18 protein-coding genes are annotated in these 17359 nt (G+C 59.2%); 1 reads left to right on the top strand and 17 read right to left on the bottom strand.

The window, feature by feature from the left end:
- Positions 1-2: 2 nt before the first annotated feature.
- The 12 genes from ACFER_RS06325 to dprA form a co-directional block, all read right to left on the bottom strand.
- Entirely contained in the window at positions 3-599 is a 597-nt protein-coding gene (locus tag ACFER_RS06325; protein WP_012938588.1) for a lysophospholipid acyltransferase family protein, read from the bottom strand.
- 1 nt (position 600) lies between these two features.
- A complete protein-coding gene (gene cmk, locus ACFER_RS06330; RefSeq protein WP_012938589.1) occupies positions 601-1266 on the bottom strand; it encodes a (d)CMP kinase in 666 nt (221 codons plus the stop codon).
- Positions 1263-2525 (bottom strand): BaiN/RdsA family NAD(P)/FAD-dependent oxidoreductase, encoded by a 1263-nt coding sequence (locus ACFER_RS06335; RefSeq protein WP_012938590.1) that lies wholly within the window; start codon positions 2523-2525, stop codon positions 1263-1265. The genes cmk and ACFER_RS06335 overlap by 4 nt, the downstream gene beginning before the upstream one ends.
- Positions 2522-3256 (bottom strand): pseudouridine synthase, encoded by a 735-nt coding sequence (locus tag ACFER_RS06340; RefSeq protein ID WP_012938591.1) that lies wholly within the window; start codon positions 3254-3256, stop codon positions 2522-2524. The genes ACFER_RS06335 and ACFER_RS06340 overlap by 4 nt, the downstream gene beginning before the upstream one ends.
- Before the next feature lie 21 nt (positions 3257-3277).
- On the bottom strand, positions 3278-3826 hold the full coding sequence (gene scpB / locus ACFER_RS06345) for an SMC-Scp complex subunit ScpB (RefSeq protein ID WP_012938592.1): 549 nt from the start codon (positions 3824-3826) through the stop codon (positions 3278-3280).
- Positions 3804-4532, bottom strand: a complete 729-nt coding sequence (locus ACFER_RS06350; RefSeq protein ID WP_012938593.1) for a segregation and condensation protein A — start codon at positions 4530-4532, stop codon at positions 3804-3806. Before ACFER_RS06350 ends, scpB begins: the two co-directional genes overlap by 23 nt.
- Before the next feature lie 18 nt (positions 4533-4550).
- Complete coding sequence (locus tag ACFER_RS06355) at positions 4551-5177, bottom strand: site-2 protease family protein (protein ID WP_012938594.1); 627 nt, start codon at positions 5175-5177, stop codon at positions 4551-4553.
- A 196-nt stretch (positions 5178-5373) separates the two neighbouring features.
- Positions 5374-6150: a GTP-sensing pleiotropic transcriptional regulator CodY gene (gene codY, locus ACFER_RS06360; RefSeq protein ID WP_012938595.1), complete on the bottom strand. Its 777-nt coding sequence runs from the start codon at positions 6148-6150 to the stop codon at positions 5374-5376.
- Between the two features lie 12 nt (positions 6151-6162).
- Positions 6163-7098, bottom strand: coding sequence for a tyrosine recombinase XerC (gene xerC / locus ACFER_RS06365; protein ID WP_012938596.1), 936 nt, complete (start codon positions 7096-7098; stop codon positions 6163-6165).
- A gap of 62 nt (positions 7099-7160) precedes the next feature.
- Positions 7161-8477 carry a methylenetetrahydrofolate--tRNA-(uracil(54)-C(5))-methyltransferase (FADH(2)-oxidizing) TrmFO gene (gene trmFO / locus ACFER_RS06370; protein WP_012938597.1) on the bottom strand — a complete coding sequence of 439 codons (1317 nt, stop codon included), beginning with the start codon at positions 8475-8477 and terminating at the stop codon, positions 7161-7163.
- A gap of 191 nt (positions 8478-8668) precedes the next feature.
- Complete coding sequence (gene topA, locus ACFER_RS06375; RefSeq protein WP_012938598.1) at positions 8669-10744, bottom strand: type I DNA topoisomerase; 2076 nt, start codon at positions 10742-10744, stop codon at positions 8669-8671.
- Between the two features lie 12 nt (positions 10745-10756).
- Positions 10757-11869, bottom strand: coding sequence for a DNA-processing protein DprA (dprA, locus tag ACFER_RS06380; RefSeq protein ID WP_012938599.1), 1113 nt, complete (start codon positions 11867-11869; stop codon positions 10757-10759).
- A 229-nt stretch (positions 11870-12098) separates the two neighbouring features.
- Between dprA and hydF the strand changes: the two genes are divergently transcribed.
- Positions 12099-13316: a [FeFe] hydrogenase H-cluster maturation GTPase HydF gene (gene hydF / locus ACFER_RS06385; RefSeq protein WP_012938600.1), complete on the top strand. Its 1218-nt coding sequence runs from the start codon at positions 12099-12101 to the stop codon at positions 13314-13316.
- A 132-nt stretch (positions 13317-13448) separates the two neighbouring features.
- Here the strand turns inward: hydF and ACFER_RS06390 are convergent, their stop codons facing one another.
- The 5 genes from ACFER_RS06390 to ACFER_RS06410 form a co-directional block, all read right to left on the bottom strand.
- Positions 13449-14582, bottom strand: a complete 1134-nt coding sequence (locus ACFER_RS06390) for a cation diffusion facilitator family transporter (RefSeq protein ID WP_012938601.1) — start codon at positions 14580-14582, stop codon at positions 13449-13451.
- A gap of 155 nt (positions 14583-14737) precedes the next feature.
- A complete protein-coding gene (locus tag ACFER_RS06395; RefSeq protein ID WP_012938602.1) occupies positions 14738-15238 on the bottom strand; it encodes a hypothetical protein in 501 nt (166 codons plus the stop codon).
- 1 nt (position 15239) lies between these two features.
- On the bottom strand, positions 15240-15668 hold the full coding sequence (locus tag ACFER_RS06400; protein WP_012938603.1) for an FKBP-type peptidyl-prolyl cis-trans isomerase: 429 nt from the start codon (positions 15666-15668) through the stop codon (positions 15240-15242).
- 298 nt (positions 15669-15966) lie between these two features.
- Positions 15967-16557 carry a hypothetical protein gene (locus ACFER_RS06405; RefSeq protein WP_012938604.1) on the bottom strand — a complete coding sequence of 197 codons (591 nt, stop codon included), beginning with the start codon at positions 16555-16557 and terminating at the stop codon, positions 15967-15969.
- A gap of 75 nt (positions 16558-16632) precedes the next feature.
- Positions 16633-17232: a hypothetical protein gene (locus tag ACFER_RS06410; RefSeq protein ID WP_012938605.1), complete on the bottom strand. Its 600-nt coding sequence runs from the start codon at positions 17230-17232 to the stop codon at positions 16633-16635.
- Positions 17233-17359 lie beyond the last annotated feature (127 nt).

Consider the following 17359-nt stretch of genomic DNA (forward strand, 5'->3'; position numbering starts at 1 on the left):
CGTCAATTTTCGCTGTGCGCATCCATCAGAGCCTGGATTTCCCTCATCAGCTCTTCGCTCAGCTCCTCCACTTTCAATTTATTTCCCTGTTCATTTTCCAGTTTCATGGGCTTGCCGAACACCACGGTGATCCGGGGCCAGAAACTCTTCCGGCGCTTCAGGTCGCTGCCCAGGATGCAGGCGGGCACCACTTCTGCCTTCCCCTTCAGGGCGATGGCCAGGGCTCCGGGCTGGGCTTTCCCCAGTTTCCCGTCCCGGCTCCGGTGCCCTTCCGGAAAGATCCCCAGCACTTCCTGATGCTTCAGGATGGTGAGCGCTGTCCGGATGGCATGGGCATCCCCGGCGCCCCGGTGGACCGGAAAGGCCCCCAGGCTTTTGTACAGGGTCCCCAGCACCGGCACGAACAATTCGCTTTTGGCCATGAAATGGACGGGCCGGGAAGAGGCCGTACCCACCATGGGCGGATCCAGCAGGCTCACATGGTTGCAGGCGATGACCACCGGACCCTTCCCGGGGATGTTCTCCCGGCCGATGACCCGGAGCCGGTAAATGATCCGGAACAGGATGGAAAACAGCAGCTGGACAAACCGGTACCACATACTACAGCACCTCTCTGGCCATGGCCGCGATTTTTTCCGTCACCTGATCAATGGTCAGGCTGGTGGAATCCAGATACCGGGCATCTTCCGCACACCGGAGGGGAGAGATTTCCCGGTTCTCATCCAGGGCATCCCGCTGGGCAATGCGCTGTTCCAGGTCTTCCAGGGATACCTCCGTGCCTTTTTCCTTCAGTTCCAGGTACCGGCGCCGGGCCCGTTCCTCCACGGAAGCGGTAAGGAACACCTTCAGTTCCGCCTGGGGGAACACCACGGTGCCGATGTCCCGGCCGTCCATGACCACCCCGCCCTGATTGCCGATCTTCCGCTGGGCCGCCACCATGGCTGTGCGCACACCGCCCACGGCTGCCACTTTGGACACGTTCCGGGACACTTCCAGGCTGCGGATGGCATCGGTGACTTCTTCCCCGTCCGCAAACACCCGGTTCACCCCGTTCCCATACCGGAAGGTAATGGAAATCTTTTCCGCAATGGCCGTCACCGCCTCTTCACTGAAAGGCAGACCGCTTTCCAGGAAGCGCAGGGTTACCGTACGGTACATGGCGCCCGTGTCGATATAGGCATAGCCCAGCAGGGCCGCCACTTTTTTGGCAATGGTGCTTTTCCCGGCCCCGGCCGGGCCATCGATGGCAATGATGATTTTTTTCACACAGATTCCTCTTTTCCATCCAGGGCGGCATGGGTCCCTGCCACGCAGCCCGACGAAAAGGCTGCCTGGAGGTTGTAGCCGCCGGTATATCCATCCACATCCATCACTTCTCCCGCAAAGTACAGGTTGGGCACCTTTTTGGAAGCAAAGGTGGAGGGATTGATTTCTTTGGTGCTGACGCCCCCGGCGGTGACAATGGCTTCCGCCAGGGGACGGGTGCCGGAAAGGGGCACCATGAAGGCTTTCAGGGTCTCCACCAGCCGCTGCCGTTCCTTCCGGGTGATCTGGTTCACTTCCTGCTCCGGCTTCAGGCAGGCAGCATCGATGATCACCGGGATCAGGCTCTGGGGCAGCAGGTCATGGAGCCCGGCCTTCAGCTGTTTCCGGCTGTATTTGGCAAAATCCCGCTGGATCCGGGCATCCAGCTGTTCCGGCGTCAGAGCCGGCTTCAGGTCGATGGCCAGATCCAGGATGGCCTGGGGATCCTTCTTCCAGGCGGTGGAAGCCGCCCGGGACAGGGTAAGGATGATGGGACCGCTGACCCCGAAATGGGTGAACAGCATCTCCCCGAATTCCTGCCCCAGTACCCTGCTGCCCTGGAGCAGTGTCCCCCGCACGTTTCGCAGGCTCAGGCCCTGGAGGGCCCGGATTTCCGGATCATCGCTTTCCAGGGGCACCAGGGCCGGACGGGGAGGCACAATGGTGTGGCCGGCTTCCCGGGCCAGTCCATAGCCGTCCCCTGTGGAACCGGTCCGGGGATAGGAAGCGCCGCCGGTGGTGATCACCACCGCATCTGCCGCCAGGGTCCGGCCGTCTCCGGTGACCACCCCGGTGACCCGGCCGCCTTCCAGGACCAGATCCCGGACCCGGGTGTTGGTCCGCAGCTCCACTTTCTTTTTCCGGAGGATCTTCTTCAGGGTATCCACCACATCCAGGGCCCGGTCGCTCTGGGGGAACACCCGGCCGCCCCGTTCCACTTTCACCGGCAGGCCGTTTTCCTCCAACAGTTCCATTATATCCCGATTGGTGAAGGTATGAAAAGCCCCAAATAAAAATTTTCCGTTTCCGGGGATCATGGGGATCATATCCCTCATGTCACAGGCATTGGTGATGTTGCAACGGCCCTTGCCGGTGATCATCAGCTTCCGGCCGGGCATGGCCATTTTTTCCAGAAGGAGCACCCGGGCTCCGTTTTCCGCCGCCTTGATGGCTGCCAGGATCCCAGCGGCCCCGGCCCCCACCACGATCACCCGGGTCATTTCTCCACCGGGCTTTCCAGGGAGGCCACTTCTTCCGGAGTCAGTTCCCGGAATTCTCCCTTTTTCATGCCTTCCAGGGTCAGGGTCCCCACCTGGATCCGTTTCAGGGATTTCACCGGGAACCCGATGAAATCGCACATCCGCCGGACCTGCCGGTTCCTTCCCTCATGGATGGTCACCGTGAACCGGGTCAGGTTCTTTTCCGGATCCCACTTCTTCACATAGACCACCGCCGGCGCCGTGAGCCCATCTTCCAGGGGCACCCCCAGCCGCAGCACATCCAGTTTTTCTTCCGGCACCCGGCCGTGGACTTCCACTTCATAGGTCTTGTCTACATGGTGGCTGGGATGGGTCAGATGCTGGGCCAGTTCCCCGTCGTTGGTCATCAGCAGCAGCCCTTCGGTCAGGTAATCCAGCCGCCCCACCGGGTACAGCCGCTGATGGAGCCCGGCCATCAGGTCCGCTACTGTCCGCCGGCCCTGGGGATCCTTCATGGTGGTCACCACCCCCCCGGGCTTGTACAGCAGATAGGTGTGCCGGGCGCTTTTCCGGTGGAGGGCTTTCCCGTCCACGGTGATCCGGTCCGCCTTCCCCACCCGGGTGCCCAGTTCGGTCACCGGTTTCCCGTTCACCTGGACCCGTCCTGCCAGGATGATCTTTTCACATTCCCGGCGTGATGCCACACCGGCCGCTGCCATGACTTTCTGCAGCCGTTCCTTGGTCTGTTCCATTGGTTCTGCAATTCCTTTCCGTCAGTCAAATAAGGGTTCCGGTCCTTCCAAGCGGCCTTCCAGCACCTCATCCGGCAGCTGGGGCAGGTCTTCCAGGGAATCCAGTCCGAACACCCGCAAAAATTCTTCCGTAGTCCCGTACAGGATGGGGCGGCCGATCACTTCCTTCCGGCCCACTTCCCCCACCAGGTCCAGTTCCACCAGGGTACTGAGCACCCCGTCCACTTTCACCCCCCGGATGGCCTCCATTTCACTTTTGGTCACCGGCTGTTTGAAGGCCACGATGGCCAGGGTCTCCATGGCCGCGTTGGACAATTTCACTTCCTGTTTTTCCTGGAGCCGGCGGACCAGCCCGGCGGCCTCCTTCTTGGTCACCAGCTGCCAGCCTCCGGCCACTTTCCGCAGCTGGATGCCCCGGTCCGCCTGCCGGTACTGCTGCTGGAGCTCTTCCAGAAGACGGGCCGCCTCATCCTGGGTGATGAACAGGGCCCCTGCCGCCCGCTCCAGGGTCAGGGGATCCCCGCTGGCAAACAGCAGGGCTTCCATTTCAGCGGTCTTGGTGAGTTTCATGGGTTGCCTCCTTCCGGGGCTCCAGGACCATGGGTCCGAAGGGCTCCTCCTGGATCAGTTCGATTTCCTTCAGCCGCAGCAGTTCCAGCACCGCCAGGAAGGTGGCGATTACCTCGCTGTGGTTTTTCCGGTCCTGGAGCAGCTGCCGGAAGTCCAGGTTTCCCTTCCGGCTGTGCAGGGCGTCCCGGATGGCCTCCATCCGGTCCTGGATGGGGAATTCCTGTCGGGGGATCACCGTATCCCCCTCTTCCTGCCGGGGCAGAAGGCCCGCCAGGGCCCGGAGCAGATCCCCCAGCCCGTACCGTTTCACCTTTTGGAGCACCCTGCCCTGGGGTTCCGGAGACCGGGCCGTATGGAGACTGGCCCGCTGGAGACATTCCCGCAGGGCCTGGGCCAGCTTTTTGGTCTTCCGGTATTCCACCAGCATGTCCACCAGCATCTGCCGGGGATCCGCCTCTTCTTCCCCTTCCTCCGCCGGGGGCTTGGGCAGCAGCATCCGGGATTTGATCTGGAGCAGCATGGCCGCCATCAGCAGGAATTCGCTGGCCACATCCAGATTGTATTCCTGCATGGCATTGAGATAGGCCACATACTGCTCCGTCACGGAAACGATGGGAATATCGTAGATGTCGATCTTGTCTTTTTCGATGAGATGGATCAGAAGGTCCAGAGGCCCTTCGAAATCCGCCAGTTTCACTTGATACACAGGCTGCCTTCTTCCCGGTCAGAACAGGAACAGTGCCAGGATCCCCCGGCACAGCTGGAGAAACAGGGTGGACAGGGGCGACACCACCACACTGACGATGCCGGTGAAACACAGGACGATCAGCAGCAGATTGCTGTAGGGCCCCACCAGCCGTTCATAGGCCAGGCTCTTGTCCAGGGGCAGCCAGGTCCGCAGCACATTGTACCCATCCATGGGCGGAATGGGCAGCAGATTGAAAAAGGCAAACCATACATTATAAAGCATAAGCCAGTTCAAGAACAGCAGCACTCCCCGGCCGGCGTTGAAATACCGGGGCAGGAACAGCTGGAGGAACATGGCCAGGAAGGTGACCAGCAGGTTGCTGGCCGGACCGGCGAAAGCCACCTGCAGCATTCCCTTCCGGGGATTGGCATAGTACCGGGGATCCACCCGCACCGGCCTGGCCCAGCCGAACCCCACCAGGATCAGCATCAGGGACCCGATCAGATCCAGATGGGCCAGGGGATTCATGGTAAGCCGTCCGTCCCCTTCCGGAGTGGGGTCCCCCAGGCTGGCGGACATGGCCCCGTGGGCATATTCATGGACGGTGATGGTAAACAGCAGCGCCGGGATCCGGTAGACCAGAGACGCATCCAGATTGAGCATAGGGAAAATTTCCTTTCCATAGGTTTTCTTCTATCAAAGCCGGCTGGGCCGGCCTCCTTCGGCCGCTGACCGTTGACAGCTGACCGCTGACGGGGCCGCTGCCAGAGCAGCAGCCCCATATCCCTATCATACTACCATAAAGGAGAAAAAGGGTCAAACTGCCCCTGCAGCCTGACCCTTTCCCTAAAATTCCTTCTTATTTCTTGTGTTCCTTCAGCCCGTCCCGGAGGTATTCGTTGAGGATCCGCACATAGGTCCCCTTCATCCCCAGGGATTCGGTTTCCAGTACCCCGGCACTTTCGAATTTCCGCAGGGCGTTGACGATGACGCTCCGGGTGATGCCGGCCTGGTCGGCGATCTTGCTGGCCACCAGCAGTCCTTCGTCCCCGGGCAGCGCCTTGAGGATTTCGGAGATGGCTTCCAGTTCGCTGTAGCTCAGGTTGGAGAAGGCGATCTGGACCATGGCCTTCTTCCGGCTGGCTTCTTCGATGTGCATGGCCTTGTCATGGAGCAGCTGCATACCGATGACAGTGGCGGCATATTCGCTGAGCAGCAGGTCGCTGTCCACGAATTCCTTCTTGAATTTGCCCAGGATCAGGGTACCCAGACGGACACCGTTGCCGAAAATGGGCACCACCGTGGTGTATTTGCTTTCAAACAGGCATTTGGTCCCTTCGCTGAAAGCGCACATGTTCTTCACCAGACGGTAGTTGGAAGAAGTCTCCCGGATCCCTTCCAGCCATTTTACATAGTCGGCGGGGAATTTGCCCACGTCCAGCACCTTTTTGATCATCAGCTCACATTCAAAGCCGTCCAGGATGGAGTAGCCCAGCAGCTCTCCCTCGCTGGAGACGATGTAGATGTTTGCCTTGATCACGTCCTTGAGCACTTCCGCCATCTTTTTGTAGCTGACGGTTTCCGTGTTCTGGAGCAGTTTGTTGATCATTCTCGTTTTTTCCAGTAATGGCAACATAATTGGTCCCTCCTAGGCCCTTGGATGATGTTTTTCATAAACGGCGGTAAGACGCTCCGCCGTCACATGCGTGTAGATTTGCGTGGTGGAAAGGCTCACATGGCCCAGCAGCTCCTGCACCGCCCGCAGATCCGCTCCGTGGTCCAGCAGATGGGTGGCAAAGGTGTGCCGGATGGTGTGGGGGCTCACATGCTTCTGCAGGGCTGTCATTTCCACATATTTGTCCAGGATTCTCCGTACGCTCCGGGCGCTGAGAGGCCGGCCCCGGCTGTTCACGAAGACGGTCTGGTGACGGGGCGCCTGGTATTTTTCCATCAGCGTCCCCCGGCTGTGCCGGAGATAGTCCTCCATGGCCGCCACACAGGGATGGCCCAGAGGCACCAGCCGTTCCTTCCGTCCCTTCCCCAGCAGGATGGCATACCGGTTGCCCAGATCCACCCGGGTCAGCGTAAGTCCCACCAGTTCCGAAACACGGCAGCCTGTGGAATAGAGGAATTCCAGGATGGCCCTGTCCCGGCGGCCCAGGACGGTGGTGCAGTCCGGCATCCGCAGCAGGAGATTGATTTCGAATTCTTCCAAAAACACAGGCAGCTTCTTTTCCAGTTTGGGGGTCCTCACCCGGGTAAAGGGGTTGGTCTTCACCCGGCCTTCCCGCCGGAGATACCGGTAGAAGGACCGCAGGGAGGAAATCCGCCGGGCAATGGTCCGCCGGGACAGGTCCCTGTCATGCATCTGGGCAAGATAGGAACGGATGTCCAGGACCGTTACCTGAGGCCAGCGGAAATCTTCGGTCCGCTGGGCCATAAACTCTTTGAAATGCCGGATATCCGCCAGATAGTTCTCGATGGTCAGGGGAGAATCGTCCTTTTCCACTTCCAGATAAAGGGCAAAATCCTCCGGCCACTTTTCCCCGGAGCCATCCGGCAGGCGGCTTTTTGTCTGTTCCATGGCACGCCTCAAATTGTACGAATTGTATTGAATTCCCGACAATTCATACTACCATATTCAGACTAATCATGCAAGTTATTTTTTACAATTTCGAGAAATTTTAGACTTCTGGCCGCTATGGCCGCATTTTTCTCTTTTTTGCCCCGGATTCTGGGTCCGTCCCAGGGAGCGATCAGTCCGAAGTTGATGTTCATGGGCTGGAAATGCTTCACTTCCGGGTTGCTGATGTAGTGGCTCAGGGCCCCTATGGCGGTTTCCCGGGGGAAGAGCACCGGCGGCTTCCCGGCCATGGCCCGGGCCGCATAGATGCCCGCTGCCAGACCGGAAGCAGCGCTTTCCACATACCCTTCCACCCCGGTCATCTGGCCGGCGAAATAGAAATGGGGCCGCTCCCGGAGGGAATAATCCGGATTCAGCAGCAGGGGGCTGTTCAGATAGGAATTCTTGTGCATAACCCCGTAGCGGACGAATTCCGCATTTTCCAGACCCGGGATCATCCGGAACACCCGTTTCTGTTCCGGCCATTTCAGATGGGTCTGGAAGCCCACAATGTTGTACAGGGTCCCCGCCCCGTTGTCCTGACGCAGCTGGACCACCGCATAAGGGTCCTCCCCGGTCCGGGGATCCGGCAGCCCCACCGGTTTCAGGGGGCCGAAGCGCATGGTGTCCTCTCCCCGGAGGGCCATTTCCTCAATGGGCATGCAGGCTTCGAACACATTGTGCTCGAAATCCTTCACCGGAGCCGTTTCCGCCCGGCACAGTTCCTGCCAGAACCGGATGTACTCCTCTTTGGTGAAGGGGCAGTTGTAGTAGGCCGCCTCCCCCTTGTCATACCGGGAAGCCTTGTAGACCTTTTCCTGGTCCAGGGAATCCACCGTGACGATGGGAGCCGCCGCATCGAAGAAATGGAAGTAATCCTTCTTCACCAGCTGCTGGATGGCTTCCGAGAGAGCCCCGCTGGTCAGCGGTCCGGAAGCGGTGATCACGTAGTCTTCCGGGGCGAACCGGCTGTAATCGGTGACTTCCTCTTCCACCAGGGTCACCAGGGGATTTTCCCGGATGGCGGCCGTCACTGCCTGGGCAAATCCTTCCCGGTCCACGGCCAGGGCGCCCCCGGCCGGCACCTGATGGGCGTCAGCGGCGGCAAGGATCAGGGAATCCAGCCGGCGCATCTCTTCTTTCAGGAGGCCTACAGCATTTTCGATGTTGTTGGCCCGGAGGGAATTGCTGCACACCAGCTCGCTGAAAAGGGCCGTATGGTGGGCCGGATCGCTTTTTCCCGGGCGCATTTCGTGGAAGATCACCGGGATCCCCCGCCGGGTCAGCTGCCAGGCGGCTTCACAGCCGGCCAGCCCGGCTCCGATAATATGGATGGTCATGTGTATAAACCTTTCTATAATACAGTCTCTAGTCTCTAGTCACTAGTCCGCAGCCTAAGGAAGAAATCCGCCAAGGCGAATTTCTGTGAATGTGCCTTCCGGGAGGCCATAAGTTCCGCCAGCGTCAGCTGGCTTCCTTCGGCTAGTGACTGATGACTAGTGACGGTGTGTGAAAAACTTTTTCACACACCCTATTTTTTTCTCAAACTGGCATTAGGACACTTCTCGTTGCTGCAGTGGAGCACCGTTTTCCCGTTCCGCTCTTTGTGTTCCACCATCATGCTGCCGCACTGGGGGCATTTTTCGCTGGTGGGTTTGTCCCAGGAGGTGAACCGGCAGGTGGGATAGTTGGCGCAGCCGTAGAACAGCCGTCCCGTCTTGCTGTGCCGTTCGATCAGTTCCCCGCCGCACTGGGGGCACTTCACCCCCACCTTCACCAGGATGGGCTTGGTGTTCCGGCATTCCGGGAAGCCGGGGCAGGCCAGGAATTTCCCGTGGCGCCCCTCCTTCACCACCATGAACCGGCCGCATTTCTCGCATTTCACGTCGCTGACGATCACCGGTTTTTCCACCACCGGGATGTTTTCGTCCGCCACCTTCAGGGCCTTTTCAAAAGGACCGTAGAATTCCTGGAGCACCGTCTCCTTGTCGGTCCGGTGTTCACTGATGGCATCCAGTTCGCTTTCCATATGGGCGCTGAAAGGCACATCGATGAAGGGGGAGAAATACTGGGTCAGCATATCGATGGTCAGTTTCCCCAGTTCCGTAGGCAGCAGCTTCTTCCCTTCCTTGGCCACATAGCCCCGGGCCAGGATGGTCTGGATGATGGGAGAATAGGTGCTGGGCCGGCCGATGCCCTTTTCTTCCAGTTCCTTTACCAGGGTGGCTTCGGTGAAGTTGGCCGGGGGTTCCGTAAAGTGCTGGACCGCCTCGTTCACCCGGATCAGGTTCAGCGCCGTGCCTTTTTCCAGGGCCGGTACCTTCTTGTCCTTTTCCTCATCCTTCCGGTCCGCCAGTTTCAGGAACCCGTCGAATTTCACCACAGAGCCCGTGGCCCGGAGTTCGTAGTTGTCCCCGGCGATGGTGAGGGTGGTCAGGGTGCTGATGCTGCTGGCCATCTGGCTGGCCACGGTCCGTTTCCAGATCAGGGTGTACAGCCGCAGCTGGTCCCGGTCCAGATAGGGAGCCACCGCTTCCGGAGTCCGGGCCACACTGGTGGGACGGATGGCTTCGTGGGCTTCCTGGGCATTCTTCCGGCTGCTGTACACATTGGGTTTCCTGGGCAGGTAATCCGGGCCGTAGTTGGCGTCCACATAGCCCCGGATCTCGCTGACCGCCGCATCCGCCAGGTGCACCGAGTCCGTACGCATATAGGTGATGAGCCCCACGGAGCCCTTCCGGCCCAGGGTCACCCCTTCGTACAGCTGCTGGGCCAGCATCATGACCTTTTTGGTGGAAAAGTTCATCTTTTTGTTGGCTTCCTGCTGGAGGCTGCTGGTGGTAAAGGGCGGCGCCGGCTTCCGCAGCCGGTCCCGGATGGCGCAGTCCGTCACCTGGTAGCTGGCCTTCTTCAGGTCTTCCGTCACCTGGTCCGCTTCCGCCCGGTTGTGGATCTCCAGTTTCTTCCCGTCCCGCTTCACCACGTCCGCCGTGATCTTGGGGGTCTTCCCGGGAGCCAGCACCACGGAAGAGGTCCAGTATTCCTCCGGTTCGAAGTCATCGATCAGCTTCTGCCGGTCGCAGATGATCTTCACCGCCACGCTCTGGACACGGCCGGCGCTGAGGCCCTTGCGGATTTTCCGCCACAGGAGCGGGCTCAGCTGGTACCCTACGATCCGGTCCAGGATCCGCCGGGTCTGCTGGGCATCCACCTTGTCCATATCGATGGCCTGGGGTTCCTTCAGGGCCCCCTTGATGGCCGTCTGGGTGATTTCATGGAAGGAAATCCGGCAGGCTGCCGCCGGGTCCACTCCCAGGATATAGCTCAGGTGCCAGGCGATGGCTTCCCCTTCCCGGTCCGGGTCCGTTGCCAGATAGATCTTGTCGGCTTTTTTGGCCAGGGTCTTCAGTTCTTTGATCAGGGGACCCTTGCCCCGGATATTGATGTATTTGGGTGTGAAATGATGCTCTACGTCAACACCGAACTGACTCTTGGGCAGGTCCCGCAGATGCCCCATGGAGGCACGGACCGTAAAGGTTTTACCCAGGAATTTTTCTATGGTTTTGGCTTTCGTAGGGGATTCCACAATGACCAGTTTATTTGTCACGATTTTCTCCTCCTAAAGTGCAGAATAACGATTTCGGCTGTTTCTCCGGATCCGGCCCCCCAGCTCCAGTTCCAGGAGCAGGGTGCTGAGCACCGCCAGGGGCCAGGGAAACGCACCGGCCAGGTCTTCCAGAGACTGGGCCCGATGTTTTTTGATCCACCGGTACAGGGCTCCGGCCCGTTCCTGTTCTTCCGGGGAAACTTCCCCGAACAGGTCCGGTTCCTCTTCTTCGGCCGGCCCGGTGCAGGTGCCCGGTTCCCGTCCCAGAAGGCTGTCCAGCAGTTCCCGGGGATCGTCCCCCAGCCTGGCCCCCTGTTTCAGCAGCCAGTGGGTGCCCTGGCTGGTTTCCGAATCGATGGGACCGGGAACCGCGTACAGGTCACGGTTTTCGTCCGCGGCGGCATGGGCGGTGCTCATGGCCCCGCTGCGGATGGCGGCTTCCACCACCAGCACCGACCGGGACAGGCCCACGATGATCCGGTTCCGCAGGGGAAAGTTCTGGGGCAGGGGCGGCGTCCAGGGGGACTGTTCCGTCACCAGGGCGCCCTGCTCACAGATCTTGTCGAACAGCCGCAGGTGGCGCCGGGGATACAGTTCTCCCAGGCCCCCGCCCAGGACCGCCACCGTAAGGCCTCCCGCCTCCAGGGCCGCCCGGTGGGCCGCCGCGTCGATGCCGTAGGCCCCGCCGCTGATCACCGGTACCTTTTCCAGAGCCGCCGCCCGGGCGAACCGGGCCGCCACGGCAAGACCGTAATCCGTAGCCTTCCGGGACCCTACAATGGCCAGGCAGGCCGGCTGCTCCGGCAGCCTTCCCTTCACGTACAGGACGGGAGGCGGGGCTCCCAGCTGGTCCACCAGGGGCGGATAATCCGGGCTCCAGCGGCTGATGATCCGGGCCCCATGGACCTGGCACCAGTCCCAGATTTTTTCCGGCAGGGCCGGTTTCCGGGAGTCCCTCCAGACTTTTTCCAGAGCCGGGGTCAGAAGGCCGGCGGCCCGGAGATCCTTTATTCCCGCCTTCCAGGCCTTTTCCAGGCTGCCGAAGGCTTCCCGCAGCACCGGCACCCCCTGGGGCGCCTCATAGCTGAGGAGATCAGCCAACGCAGCTCCATAGACTTCTTCCATACGTTCACATCCCTTGCTGCATATGATAGTAGTTTTCCCCTCCGCCTACAAACGCTAATAAGTATACATGGAAACTGTCTGAAAAATCAAGAGGGGGGCGATGCAGGTTCTGGGCAATGCCCCCGGCCCTTGCACCTTTCCCCCGTTTATTGTATGATAAGGGCAAACAATCATTCTTTGTACTTTGTCTAATGTTCGGCAAAGCCCATTTCCCAAGGAGGGACCCTGTATGCCTGCATCTCTCAACGCCACCCCTTCCGGGGAGCGTACCCATATCGGCCTGTTTGGCTGCCGGAACGCCGGCAAATCTTCCCTGATCAACGCCATTACCGGCCAGGACCTGGCCATTGTATCCGATTACAAAGGCACCACCACCGATCCGGTATCCAAAGCCATGGAGATCCTGCCCCTGGGGCCGGTGCTCCTTACCGACACCCCGGGGATGGACGATGATACGGATCTGGGCCAGTCCCGGATCGAAAAAGCCCGTCTGGTGCTCCGGAGCACGGATATCGCCCTGCTGGTGGTGGATGCCGCCACGGGGATGAACGATTTCGACCGGAAGCTGCTCCAGGAAATCCGGGACCGGAAGATCCCCTACCTGGTGGTGTTCAACAAATGCGACCTGGTCCCCAGCTTCACCCTGCCGGAAGACCTGAAGGACCACAGCATGCTGGTCAGCGCCCAGGCCGGCACCCGGATCTGGGAACTGAAAGAACGGATCTCCCAGGCCCTGGGCAAAGAGGAAGTGAAAAAGCCCCTGCTCCTGGACCTGTTGGAACCCCATGCCCTGGTGGTGCTGGTGGTACCCTGTGACGAAAGCGCCCCCAAGGGACGGCTGATCCTGCCCCAGCAGCAGACCATCCGGGAACTCCTGGACGGCCACTGCAGCGTCCTGGTTGTCCAGCCCCAGGAACTGCCCGCCATGATCCGCCTTCTGGGCCAAAAAATCAGCCTGGTGGTCACCGACAGCCAGGCCTTCCATACGGTCAGTCAGATGGTGCCCCCGGAGATCCGGCTCACCAGCTTCTCCATCCTGTTCGCCCGCTACAAGGGTCAGCTGGCCCCCTTCCTGGAAGGTGCCCTGAAGCTGAAGGACCTGAAGGACGGAGACCCGGTGCTGATTTCCGAAGGATGCACCCATCACCGGCAGTGCAACGATATCGGCACTGTGAAGCTGCCCAACTGGATCCGGAAATATTCCGGAGCCCGGCCAGATTTCCACTACAGCAGCGGCAAGGGGTTCCCGGACGACCTTTCTTCCTTTAAACTGGTAATCCACTGCGGCGCCTGCATGCTGAATCCCCAGGAAGTGGCCTACCGCCAGGGCGCCGCCCAAAAACAGAACGTGCCCATGACCAATTACGGCATCGCCATCGCCTGCATGAACGGGATCCTGCCCAGAGTCCTGGCCCCGTTCCCGGAGCTGTTGGAGAAGGTGAAGTAAAAAAAGAGGCGCTGTGAAAAAATCATCCACAGCGCCTTTATTTCGCTTGCGTCAGCTGGCTTCCATCGGCTAGTGACTAGAGACTAGTGACTGGTGACGGGGTGTGAAAAAGCATTTTTTCACACCCCCTTTTTATCCCTGCAGCGCCGAAATATCCCGGTCCACATCCACGGACACCCGGTAGCCCGGGTACAGGGCCCCCACTTCTTTTTCCAGTTCCCGGACAATGGCATCCCGGTCCCGGCCGAAGGTGACCACCACGTCGAACCGCATGGTTTTGGCTTTCCGGTCCACATAGAACCCATGGACCTGGAGAGCCCAGGTATGCTTCATCACCAGACCGCTCACCTTCTCCCGGATGGCTGCCGCCTCCGGATCCCGGGTGTTGCAGGAATACACCGTCACTCCGGACAGATGGACCCCGGTGGCCTGGAAGATCTTCCGGTTGATCCGATGGGTCAGCCGGTCCACCTGTTCCACCGTCATCACATCCGGCAGTTCAATGTGGACGGAAGCATAGTTCCGGCCGGGCCCGTAGTTGTTGATCATCAGATCATAGGCTCCCCGGATCTCCGGTTCCGCCACCAGCAGGTTCTTGATTTCCCGGACCAGCTGGGGATCCGGCCGTTCTCCCAGGATTTCATTCAGGGTATCCCGCAGCAGTCCATAGCCGCTGCGCAGGATGAAACAGGCAATGAAAGCCCCTACATAGGATTCCAGCGGGATTCCCCACTGGAGATACACCAGTGCCGCCACCAGCACGGAAAAAGACAGCACCGCATCGAACAGGGCATCGGACCCGGACCCCACCAGAGCCCCGGAATCCGCTTCCTTCCCCCGGGCCTTCACATACCGGCCCAGGATGATTTTGGCAATCACCGCCACCACCAGCAGCACCAGGGATACAGTGGTGTATTCCGGGATTTCCGGATCCAGAATCTTTTTCACACTTTCCACCAGAGCCGTGATGCCCGCATAGAAAATGATGAGGGAAATCACCAGGGCGCTGAGATATTCATACCGGCCATGGCCGAAGGGATGTTCGAAATCCGGGTTCCGGTCCGCCAGTTTGGCTCCGGCCACCGTAATAATGGAAGACAATACATCGGACAGGTTGTTCACCGCATCCATCAGGATGGCAATGGAATTGGTGGAAAAACCCACCACCGCCTTGAATCCCGCCAGCAGTATATTGACCCCGATGCCAATGAAACTGGTCCGCAGGATGATGGATTCCCTGCGGCCGTTTGTCATGGAAGTTCCCATAAGAACCAACCCCTCATACAGAATTGCACCCATTATAGCACAAATGGATGGGGATGGACAAAAGAAGCAGGGGGCGCAGGCCCGGCGCCCCGCCCGAATTTACGGTCCGTTCCGCTTATCGCGGGCAGGCTGACCTCTGACGTCTTACCAGCTCTTCACTTCTCCCCGGCCTCCATCCGCCCCTTTTCCCGCTTCAGGATCATGGCCAGTTCCGGGTCTTCCCCGGCTTCCACCGGGCCGTAATTGGTGTGGTTTCCTTCCCCGTCCCAGCTGCAGAGGAAGTACCCCATGGCACTGGCATCATATTCCACGGTGTAATACCGGGGATCTTCCCCCTGGAGCCCGTGGACCAGATAGGCCCGGGGACACAGGGTATTGAAATTCCAGCCTTCCTTGAAAGGAAAATGCATCCGCAGCACATAGCACTGGGGCAGGCCAGTGTGTTCATTGCGGATCTCCAGCCCTTCCGCGGAAAAATCCGCTTCCTGGAAAGACGGTCCATCCGCTTCCCCGGCTTCCGGCAGGTCTTTCAGGACCCCTGCACACAAGGGCCCGAACCCGTTCCCCAGAAGGAAGGGGCTGATCTGTTTCCCGTCTGGCCCGGGATAGACCACCGCCGGCAGGAACTGGTGTTCAAGGAAATACAAAGGGTCCATGTTACCCTTCCACCTCGACCAGTTCAATCTTGAAGTTCAGTTCTTTTCCGGCCATTTCGTGGTTGGCGTCGAAGGTGATGGTGGAATCGGTCTTTTCCGTCACCCGCACCGGAATCTGCTGGCCGTTGGGCGTGCTCAGGGCCACCCGCTGGCCCACTTCCAGGGCTTCAGAACCGGGCATCTCGGCGATTTTCACCGTCAGGACGTTCTGGGGATTGGGCTGCCCATAGGCTTCTTCCGGCATCAGGTGGATGTTCTTCACTTCCCCCACAGCCATATCCCGGACCGCATCATCGAATCCCTTGATCATCATGCCGGCACCCACCACGAATTCCAGCGGTTCCCCCCGGTCATAGGAAGAATCGAATTTGGTCCCGTCGTTCAGGGTCCCTTCATAATGGACTTTGACTTTCTTGTTTTCGTTGCTCATGTTTTTCTCCATTCTGTAGATAGATTCAGAAACTGTCAGACAGTCCTTATTGTACCGTACATAAGAAGGAAAGTAAACTGGAAAGGGGGTGTGAAAAAATGCTTTTTCACACCCCGTCACTAGTCACTAGTCTCTAGTCACTAGCCGATGGAAGCCAGCTGACGCAAGCGAAATAAAGGCGCTGTGGATGATTTTTTCACAGCGCCTTTGTCAGCTGTCAACGGTCAACGGTCAGCGGCCCTTACGGCACCGCAATGGATCTGCCGGCCCTTCCGGCCCGCCTGGCTTCTTATTTCCTTCACTCCGCCTGATGGATGTGGATTTCCCGGATGACACCCCGGGTTACCCTGAAGGCCAGGGTGGTGGTTTTGTTGGCGTGGTATTCGTAGATGGTTTCGTCCAGTCTGGCATGGTTTTTGGCATTTTCCTCTGCCGGGATCTTGGGAGAATCATACTGCCGGGTCCATACAGAATCCGCCTGACCGTACACATCGTTCAGCACCGTTTCCCCCATGCCCACCTGGACCCCGTCCGGGGTGGCATCCCCCCATTTGGACGTTTTCATGTCCGTCAGCACATAGGGTGTGTCCGCCATATATTGGATAAACAACAGGGTCCGGGAAGGGTAATGGTATTCCCTGGCAGCCCTTCCATATTTCACAGACTGGGGCGCCCCCAGCACCTCCTCCACCCGGCCCATGGTATCCCCCGTGGCCACCCCGGCCACCGCAGCCTGACCTGGGTAGATGGAACAGCTGATGGTAATGGCCCCCAGATTGGACATGATTTCCGGATCCCGGGCCAGAGCCGGCTGCCCCGCTGCAAAAGAAAGCAGCAGGCAGCCCAGGACCAGCCCCCGGCGGATCCGTCGGTTCGCAAAATACATCATGGACACCTCCTTCTGGTTCATCGTGAGTCGTTGGTCGTTCATCGTTGGTCGTTTTGGATGCCAGATGCTGCCGCATCACCGGGAATTCGGGAATCTCTTGTCATAAGCCGTAATCCTGATGTAAAATGCCGCATCTGATACGGGAGATGGACCATGGTATACCACCAGATTCCGATTGGCCCACTCATCCCAGATGGCCGTAGTAAAGGGGATCCGGTGACTCAGGACATACTTCATGAACATCTTGTCCGTATGATCCGGGATGCCCAGGGCTCCCAACAGAACATATTCTGACAAACAGGCAGCCCGTATCCCTTCCTGGTTATTCATCATGACCAAAATAGCGATTTTGGAAACATACCCGGCCTTATTGGTGAAAATCTGGATCAGGGCACTCTGTTTGTCGGAAGCATTGGGCCGTTTGGCAGCCACCAGATAAATATCATAGGCCTCCCCTTCCACCGGTTCCTCATTGACCTTTTCCAAATGCAGATTGACGTTTTTGGCACGGTTGTGCAGAAGGATGTCTTCATAGAATTCCGTGAACTTCTTGTCAGAAACCTGGACCAGTACAGGCGGTTTGGCAGCAGCCGCATCGGCCCTGGCATACGGACCGGCAAAGGAAGAACAGGACCCCATAAGAAGCAACAGCAGTACAAGCAGAACCCTAAACATAGTGACCGCCCCTTTCCGTATCAGACAATGCGTTCCAGCCCGTTTTTCCGTACGAAAAACATCAACCAGACACTCCCTTACGGCATCCCGATGGACCATCCCGGCCCCGCCGTCCTCCTCTTCACTC

It is taken from the genome of Acidaminococcus fermentans DSM 20731, from assembly GCF_000025305.1.
GTDB classification, from domain to species: domain Bacteria; phylum Bacillota; class Negativicutes; order Acidaminococcales; family Acidaminococcaceae; genus Acidaminococcus; species Acidaminococcus fermentans.

Bases quoted from the DNA above. Each gene is read 5' to 3' on its own strand.
- ACFER_RS06325 (WP_012938588.1), bottom strand. From the start codon at position 599: ATGTGGTACCGGTTTGTCCAGCTGCTGTTTTCCATCCTGTTCCGGATC.
- ACFER_RS06335 (WP_012938590.1), bottom strand. From the start codon at position 2,525: ATGACCCGGGTGATCGTGGTGGGGGCCGGGGCCGCTGGGATCCTGGCA.
- ACFER_RS06340 (WP_012938591.1), bottom strand. From the start codon at position 3,256: ATGGAACAGACCAAGGAACGGCTGCAGAAAGTCATGGCAGCGGCCGGT.
- scpB (WP_012938592.1), bottom strand. From the start codon at position 3,826: ATGAAACTCACCAAGACCGCTGAAATGGAAGCCCTGCTGTTTGCCAGC.
- ACFER_RS06355 (WP_012938594.1), bottom strand. From the start codon at position 5,177: ATGCTCAATCTGGATGCGTCTCTGGTCTACCGGATCCCGGCGCTGCTG.
- codY (WP_012938595.1), bottom strand. From the start codon at position 6,150: ATGTTGCCATTACTGGAAAAAACGAGAATGATCAACAAACTGCTCCAG.
- xerC (WP_012938596.1), bottom strand. From the start codon at position 7,098: ATGGAACAGACAAAAAGCCGCCTGCCGGATGGCTCCGGGGAAAAGTGG.
- trmFO (WP_012938597.1), bottom strand. From the start codon at position 8,477: ATGACCATCCATATTATCGGAGCCGGGCTGGCCGGCTGTGAAGCCGCC.
- dprA (WP_012938599.1), bottom strand. From the start codon at position 11,869: ATGGAAGAAGTCTATGGAGCTGCGTTGGCTGATCTCCTCAGCTATGAG.
- hydF (WP_012938600.1), top strand. From the start codon at position 12,099: ATGCCTGCATCTCTCAACGCCACCCCTTCCGGGGAGCGTACCCATATC.
- ACFER_RS06390 (WP_012938601.1), bottom strand. From the start codon at position 14,582: ATGGGAACTTCCATGACAAACGGCCGCAGGGAATCCATCATCCTGCGG.
- ACFER_RS06395 (WP_012938602.1), bottom strand. From the start codon at position 15,238: ATGGACCCTTTGTATTTCCTTGAACACCAGTTCCTGCCGGCGGTGGTC.
- ACFER_RS06400 (WP_012938603.1), bottom strand. From the start codon at position 15,668: ATGAGCAACGAAAACAAGAAAGTCAAAGTCCATTATGAAGGGACCCTG.
- ACFER_RS06405 (WP_012938604.1), bottom strand. From the start codon at position 16,557: ATGATGTATTTTGCGAACCGACGGATCCGCCGGGGGCTGGTCCTGGGC.
- ACFER_RS06410 (WP_012938605.1), bottom strand. From the start codon at position 17,232: ATGTTTAGGGTTCTGCTTGTACTGCTGTTGCTTCTTATGGGGTCCTGT.